At 69.3% G+C, this 6,831-nt stretch carries 7 protein-coding genes and 1 pseudogene; 2 read left to right on the top strand and 6 right to left on the bottom strand.

Annotated elements, in window-relative coordinates; all coding sequences use genetic code 11:
- Positions 1–571, top strand: a pseudogene (locus tag SACHA_RS23350) (hypothetical protein); the annotation flags it as partial.
- 102 nt (positions 572–673) lie between these two features.
- Here SACHA_RS23350 and SACHA_RS0108225 read toward each other — a convergent pair.
- The 5 genes from SACHA_RS0108225 to SACHA_RS26060 form a co-directional block, all read right to left on the bottom strand.
- The gene (locus tag SACHA_RS0108225; protein ID WP_019808728.1) at positions 674–1,222 is read right to left on the bottom strand and encodes a ferritin; all 549 of its coding nucleotides are present in this window, start codon (positions 1,220–1,222) and stop codon (positions 674–676) included.
- A 169-nt stretch (positions 1,223–1,391) separates the two neighbouring features.
- On the bottom strand, positions 1,392–2,681 hold the full coding sequence (locus tag SACHA_RS0108220) for an arginine deiminase (RefSeq protein ID WP_019808726.1): 1,290 nt from the start codon (positions 2,679–2,681) through the stop codon (positions 1,392–1,394).
- A gap of 149 nt (positions 2,682–2,830) precedes the next feature.
- Positions 2,831–3,022, bottom strand: a complete 192-nt coding sequence (locus SACHA_RS0108215) for a hypothetical protein (protein ID WP_019808725.1) — start codon at positions 3,020–3,022, stop codon at positions 2,831–2,833.
- A 169-nt stretch (positions 3,023–3,191) separates the two neighbouring features.
- A complete protein-coding gene (locus tag SACHA_RS0108210) occupies positions 3,192–4,019 on the bottom strand; it encodes a CPBP family intramembrane glutamic endopeptidase (protein WP_232211839.1) in 828 nt (275 codons plus the stop codon).
- 19 nt (positions 4,020–4,038) lie between these two features.
- Positions 4,039–4,299 carry a hypothetical protein gene (locus SACHA_RS26060; RefSeq protein ID WP_232211838.1) on the bottom strand — a complete coding sequence of 87 codons (261 nt, stop codon included), beginning with the start codon at positions 4,297–4,299 and terminating at the stop codon, positions 4,039–4,041.
- Here SACHA_RS26060 and SACHA_RS0108205 point away from each other — a divergent pair.
- A complete protein-coding gene (locus SACHA_RS0108205) occupies positions 4,283–5,881 on the top strand; it encodes a BCCT family transporter (protein ID WP_019808723.1) in 1,599 nt (532 codons plus the stop codon). The two genes, SACHA_RS26060 and SACHA_RS0108205, sit on opposite strands and share 17 nt — an antisense overlap.
- 112 nt (positions 5,882–5,993) lie before the next feature.
- Here SACHA_RS0108205 and SACHA_RS21010 read toward each other — a convergent pair.
- Positions 5,994–6,831: DUF2470 domain-containing protein (locus SACHA_RS21010; RefSeq protein WP_157601634.1), on the bottom strand; the 838-nt coding region annotated here is incomplete at its 5' end.

Here is a 6,831-nt window from a genome sequence, read left to right as displayed (position 1 = left end):
GCCTCCGCCGGACCCCACGGCCCCGGCCACGCCCCGGAACCCCCGGGACCCGGCCGGTCCACCGAGTGCGGCGGCGTCCGGGGGATACACCGGGAACGGTCTGCCGCCGGAGCAGGGCGGGCAGGTCCGGGGGCCGCTCCCGCGCATCCGGGACGACGGGTACCGCGCCCTCACGCTCCGGATGTCGTATCGCGAAGCGGTGGAGACGGACATGTTGCGGGTCTCCGGCGAGGCCGCCCCACCGGAGCGGTGCACCTCATACCCGCTCGTCGAAGGGCGGAAAGCGATCGGGCAGGTCACGATCTCCCCCGAACACGGGGTGGTGAGTTTCGACGTCACCGGGGCGCACACCGACCGGGATGTCGGCGTCGGCACACGGGAACGGCGGTTGCGTGCGGCCTACCCGGACGGGCATTACGCGACCATGCCGCACAACGGCGAGTGGGGCAGCGAGGAACCGCTCCCGGAGAAGGAGTACCTCGTCGACCGTCCTGGGGCGGCGTTCCACTTCGCCGTCCGGGACGAGACGGTGGTCGGGATGCGGCTCACCGCACTCTTCTCGAATTGTTGAGCGACACCGCGTCGGGTTCCCGCACCGTGTCCGGCGCGGGAACCCGGCGCGGGAACGGAGACCACCGCGCGTCGCGGAGGAGAACGGCCGGAGAAGGCACGCTCACAGCGCGCCGCCGGCGACCGGGGGCATCGTCGGGTCGGTCTCCTCGCCGACGTCCTCGCGGTAGAGGAACTGCTCGATCTGGGCGAGGTCGCCGTTCGCGCGGTCCACGACGGTGAGCAGCGTCGACATCTGGGAGACCTCCTCGACCTGCTCCTTGAGGAACCACTGCGTGAACTGTTCGGCGATGAGGTCGCCCTCGTCCCGCGCGGTCCGCGCGAGTTCGGTGATCTGCGCCGAGACCTCCTTCTCCTGTTCCAGCGCGAGAGCCACGAGTTCCCGCACCTCGGAGAAGTCGTTACGCACCTCGGAAATCCCCGGGATCTCCACGGCGTGTTCCGTGTCGCTCATGTACCGCACCATCGCGAGCGCGTGGTTGCGCTCCTCCAGCGACTGGCGATAGAAGTGCTTCGCCAACTGCGGCAGGTCCTCGTTGTCGAACCACACGGCGAGCGCGAGGTACTGCTGTGCGGCGTGGAACTCGTTGTGGATCTGCGCCTGTAGCAATTCGTAGAACTTGGAACGCGGTTGCTTCTTCGTGATGCTCATATCCTCATCGTACGCGCCGTGCGCTCGTTGATCCAATCGGGAACGGTGATCTCGCTCGCATTCGGATACAATTGTGAGCCAAGGTTTGGCTAATTTAGTCGACCCTCACCCGGGTAACCCTCGGATGTGTTATTTCGGTGAGGCAAACCTCATCGGGTGAGAACGCCGATCAATTCGGCACCGGGGCGCGGCTGATCGGACAGGACATGCAGCGCGGGCCGCCCCGCCCGGAGCCGAGCTCCGAGCCCTCGATGCGCACGACCTCGATGCCCGCGTCCTCCAACCGGGCGTTCGTCTCGACGTTGCGTTCGTAGCCGATCACGACACCCGGCCGCAGGGCGAGGGTGTTGTTCCCGTCGTCCCACTGCTCCCGTTCGGCGGTCACCGGGTCCAGTCCGGTGTCGATGACGTGGAGCCGGTCGATGCCCATCGCCTCCGCCGCGGCGGTGAGGAACGGTGCCGGGCCCTCGACCCGCAGTCCACCGTCGTCCGCCCGGCCCCCGGTACCGCCGCGGTCGTCGGGACGCACGGTGTAGGCGACCAGCGACTCCCCGGCCGGTGGGTACATCACCACCGAGTCCGGGCCGACCATCGTGCACACGGTGTCCAGGTGCATCGTGGCGCGGTCCTGCGCGATGGGCACCACGAGCATGGTGTGCACGAGATCGTCGGCGAACACCGAGCGGGCCAGCGACTCCGCCCCCGCCGGGGTGGTGCGTTCCCCGACCCCGACGGCCAGCACACCGGGCGCCAGCGACAGCACGTCACCGCCCTCGACGGGCGCGGAGTGCGCACCGTAGGCGCGCACGGCGCCGCGGAACCGCGGGTGGTAGGCGTACACGATGTCGAGCAGGGCCGTCTCGCGCCGCCTGGCGGGCATCGCCAGGGACGACACGGCGACCCTGTCCGCGATCCACACCGACGAGTCGCGGGTGAACAGCAGGTTCGGCAGCGGGTCGACGGCGAAGTCGTGCGGGTGATGCATCCGCCGGACGAGCGAGCCGCCCTCGGAGTCGGGCAGCTCCTCGAACGTCAGCCCGGAGGTCAGCACCTCGGCCAGCGTGTCCGGCTTCGCGGTGGACAGGAACGACCGCAGCGCGTCGGCGAGGTCGCCGCCCAGCCGCCGGTCGTCCACGGCCGCGTGGACCCCCGCCGCGTGGGCGCGGGGATCGCCCAGTGCGTGCCGCAGCAGGTCGGTCAGCAGCAGGACGTCGACCCCACGGCCGCGCAGCACCTCCGCGAAGGCGTCGTGTTCCTGCTGGGCGCGGGCGACCCAGGGGATCGAGTCGAACAGCAGCTGGTCGTTGTTGCGTGGGGTGAGTCGGCGGAGTTCGTTGCCCGGACGGTGCAGCAGCACCGCGTCCAGTCGCCCGACCTCGCTCTCCACCCGGGGTGGCGGGAGTTCGGACGGGTCGGCGGTGGCGGCGTCCGGCGTGTTCTGCGATGTCGTACCAGTCACGCGGGTGAGATTAGTGAATCCGGCGCCGCGGCGGCGGCGACGAAACGACACGGCGTGCCGGGGCCGCGCCTGCTCCGGCACGCCGTGTCCGGGCACAACGAAGGTGTCCTCCCGGACGGGGATCGTTGCGTCCGCGCCCGGGACGCGTGTCACCGCGACGGCGTCCGAGGGGCCGGCGCCGGTTCGGTGGTGACCACCGGCCGGGCTTCGGTGGTGGTCACGGTCGTGAACAGCCAGTTGTGGGCACCGCCGCCCATGATCTCGGCATAGCGTTCGGCGGCGTCCCGGTTGGCGAACCGGATCTCCTGGTCGTTCACCCGGTGCGTGATCTTGCAGGCCATCGTCCCCTCCTGTACTCGCTCGTGCTCCCCGCGGCCCGTGTCCTTCCGAGACGCACGTCGTCCTTCCGAGACCCACGTCGCCGCGGCCCGCCCCCGACAGCATCGATTAGAACACCTGTTCGACAAGAGGTGCAACTCGACGCGCCGGTGGGTCACGGCAGCCGGTGGGTCACGGCAGCCAGGACAGATGGTCACGCAGCAGCGCGTATCCGACGAACGCCACCACGTCGAGCAGGGTGTGGGCGATGACGAGGGGCCACAGCCGGTTGGTGCGCTGCCACACCCGGCCGAAGATCAGTCCCATGACCAGATTGCCCACGAAGCCGCCGAGGCCCTGGTACAGGTGGTAGGCCCCGCGCAGCACCGAGGAGACGAGCAGGGACGAGTTCTCTCCGACCCCGAGTTGGCGCAGGCGCGTGAGGAGGTAGCCGACGACGAGGACCTCCTCGGCGAACGAGTTGCCGAACGCGGACAGCGTGAGCACGATCGGCCGCCACCATGCCTCCGTCAGGGTGGACGGTTGCACCGCGAGGTTGAACCCGAGTTGCCAGGCGGCGAGATAGAACGCCAAACCGGGTAGCCCGATGCATGTCGTCAGCACCAGGCCCCACCACCAGTCCCTGCCGGGGCGGCGCCGATCCAGCCCCACGTGGGCGAGGCGTACCCCGCCCCGCCAGAGCAGGTAGAGGCCGAGCGCGCCCCACCCGACGAGCTGGATCACCCCGAGCAGCTGCTTCAGCAGGTCGATCGCGCCGATCGTGGCCTGGGGCACATTGATGGCCGTGCGTTGGTCGGTGAGCGGTTCCGGGCGCAGCAACGCTTCCACAAGCGATAACGTGCTGCGTACGGCGGATAAACCGAGGGTGATGGAAAAGACCAGAACCAGTTCGGCCACCAACGCCGTGCGCTCGCGATTATCGCGCACCGTGACAGTGTGTGCGCGGGGCGTCGGGTTCTGCCGGTCGCGGACGAATCGGGGCACTGTGGCACGGTACATTGGACGCCGAAAGTGCTGGTCACGTCCGTACCGAAGGGGCGACGGGCGGCGCGGTCACCGTGATTCGGGAGGCAATCTCATAACTTTTGTCCTGATCGATCCCGAGACGTACTAGGGTTTTACGGACCCGAAATCCGATGAAGGAGGCAAGCCTCGTGACGGAGACGTCAGAAACGGAGGCCGCGACGCCATCCGGTTCGCGACGAACATCGTCGGTCGCGCCGAAGGTCTTCTGGCCTTCCGCGCTCATCATCCTGGCGTTCGTGGTCGTGACGGTCATCGTGCCCGGCACGATGGAGTCGGGCATCACGGCGCTCCAGTCTGAGGTCGTCGGCAAGTTCAGCTGGTACTACATGCTGATCGTGTCGTTGTTCGTGGTGTTCGCCGTCTGGGTGGGACTGAGCCACTACGGCGACATCAAGCTCGGACCGGACGAGGAGGAGCCCGAGTTCGGACTCCTGTCCTGGTTCTCCATGCTGTTCGCAGCGGGCATGGGGATCGGCCTCGTCTTCTGGGGCGTGGCCGAACCATTGAGCCACTACGCGGGTGTACCGAACCGGGCGACCGGCATCACCCAGGACGAGGCGGGGGCTCAGGAGTCCCTCGTGCAGACCTTCCTGCACTGGGGCCTGCACCCGTGGGCCATCTACGTCGTCGTCGGCCTGGCGATCGCCTACGCGATCCACCGCAAGAAGCGCCCGGTCAGCATCCGCTACGCGGTGGAGTCGCTGATCGGCCGGCGCGTGAAGGGCTGGATCGGCGACATCATCGACATCGCCGCGGTCGTCGGGACCCTGTTCGGTGTCGCGACGTCGCTGGGCCTGGGTGTCATGCAGATCGCAGCCGGGTTGAACTTCCTGGACATCGTCTCGGACCCCGGCAACCTCACCTATGTGATCCTGATCGGTGCGATCACCCTCGCGGCGATCGTCTCGGTGGTCACCGGGTTGAAGAAGGGCATCCGCTACCTGTCCAACTTCAACATCGGCCTGGCCGCCGTGCTGCTGATCGCGGTGCTGATCCTCGGCCCGACCCTGTTCATCTTCCGGGATCTGGTGCAGTCGATCGGTGCGTACTTCCAGAACCTGCTGCAGATGAGCTTCAACACCACCGCGTTCGAGGTGGACACCGGCACCGACTGGCAGGCCTACTGGACCACCTACTACTGGGGCTGGTGGATCGCCTGGGCCCCGTTCGTCGGTGTGTTCATCGCGCGGATCTCGCGCGGCCGCACGGTGCGTGAGTTCGTCTCCGGTGTGCTGCTGGTGCCGACCGCGGTCACGATGCTCTGGTTCAGCGTCTTCGGCGGTACCGCGCTCTACCGTCAGCTGTTCGGCGAGGGCGGGCTGATCGTCGACGGCGAGGTCGATCAAAACGCCGCGTTGTTCGGGATGCTCGAAGGGCTGCCCGGCGGGACCCTGATGGCGATCGGTGCCGTCATCCTGATCGCGACGTTCTTCATCACCTCGTCGGACTCCGGTTCGCTGGTGGTGGACATGCTCGCCTCCGGCGGTGACCCCAACCCGCCGACCTGGAGCCGTGTGTTCTGGGCGACGCTGGAGGGCCTGGTCGCCATCGCCCTGCTGCTGGCGGGCGGCCTGACCGCACTGCAGACGATGTCGATCCTCATCGCACTGCCGTTCAGCGTGGTCATGCTGTTGATGTGCGTGTCGATCATCCGCGACTTCCGCAACGAACGCCGGACCGCCCTGCGGATCCAGCGGCGGATGCAGCGGGAGGAGCTCACCGAGCACGTCACGCACAGCCTCATCGACGAGGGGCTGGTGGAACCGAACGGCGAAGCCGGCACGTCGACGGGCGCGAAGGCGAGGCGTACGGGCGAGGCACCGTCCACGTCCTGACCCATCCGGGCGGGCTGCCCTGACGGGGCACCCGCGACGACACGACGGCGCCCCCGGTTTCCACCGGGGGCGCCGTCGTCGTTCGGGGGGTGTGCCGGGTGGGTCGCGCGCTTCAGCGGCCCTCCGGGTCGGAGTCGTCGGCCTCCGGATCCTCCGTGTGCTCCGGCCCCTCCGTGTGCTCGGGCCCGCTGCCGTCCCGGTGCGGAGACGGAGGGCCGACGAGAGCGCGCAGCTCGCGGGACAGGTGCGGTGGGGTCTCCACCGAGCGGGAGAACGGGAGCCGGACGTCGTGGTCGGTGTCGGCCGTCTCGACCCGCAGCCGCAGCCCCTGGCGGTCCAGGCCCAGCGGCAGGACGGTGCCCCCGCGCAGGTCCTCGGGCAGGTGGCGGGCCAGAGCGCCGACGATGTCCGCGTCGTCGGAGTCGTTGAGGTGTTCCAGCCAGGCGTCCTCGTGGGTGTGGAACGGGTCGGGTCGCGCGGCGTCGAAGGTCACCGGGCTCAGCGAGTGGCTGCCCTCGGCGTCGGCCAGCACCACCGAGGCCGGGGTGAGCCGGAGCATGGTCAACCCGTGTCCGAGGTCGAGTATGCGGGGGTCGCGGTGCTGCTCGGTGATCGTCAGGGCACGGGCCCGGGCGGACCGTTCGTCGACGGCGCGCAGCCAGCCGGTCAGCCACAGCAGGCCCCGCACGGGCTGCCGCAGGGGCAGCGGGGCGAGGTCGGTGATCTCCAGGGTCATCGCGAGTTCACCGGTGCCCTGCCGGGCCGGGGCGACGAGGGGATCGTCGTCCGGAAGCAGGACGCTCACGTCGTCCCCGGTGTGCAGGTGCCACAATGCCGGACGGACGCGTTCATCGCGGTCGTCGTCACGGGCGGCACCGTCGTGGCCGGAGCCGTCGTGGCCGGCACCGTGGGCGCCCGCGGTGCCCGTCCCGGGGCCGACACGGGGGCCG

Source organism: Saccharomonospora halophila 8 (assembly GCF_000383775.1).
In the GTDB taxonomy this organism is placed as follows: domain Bacteria; phylum Actinomycetota; class Actinomycetes; order Mycobacteriales; family Pseudonocardiaceae; genus Saccharomonospora; species Saccharomonospora halophila.
Note: the sequence above shows the minus strand (reverse complement) of the source record. Positions and strands in the feature narration are given on the sequence as shown.

Bases quoted from the DNA above. Each gene is read 5' to 3' on its own strand.
- SACHA_RS0108215 (WP_019808725.1), bottom strand. From the start codon at position 3,022: ATGGCCTGCAAGATCACGCACCGGGTGAACGACCAGGAGATCCGGTTC.
- SACHA_RS26060 (WP_232211838.1), bottom strand. From the start codon at position 4,299: ATGACCGTCACGACCACGAACGCCAGGATGATGAGCGCGGAAGGCCAG.
- SACHA_RS0108210 (WP_232211839.1), bottom strand. From the start codon at position 4,019: ATGTACCGTGCCACAGTGCCCCGATTCGTCCGCGACCGGCAGAACCCG.
- SACHA_RS0108225 (WP_019808728.1), bottom strand. From the start codon at position 1,222: ATGAGCATCACGAAGAAGCAACCGCGTTCCAAGTTCTACGAATTGCTA.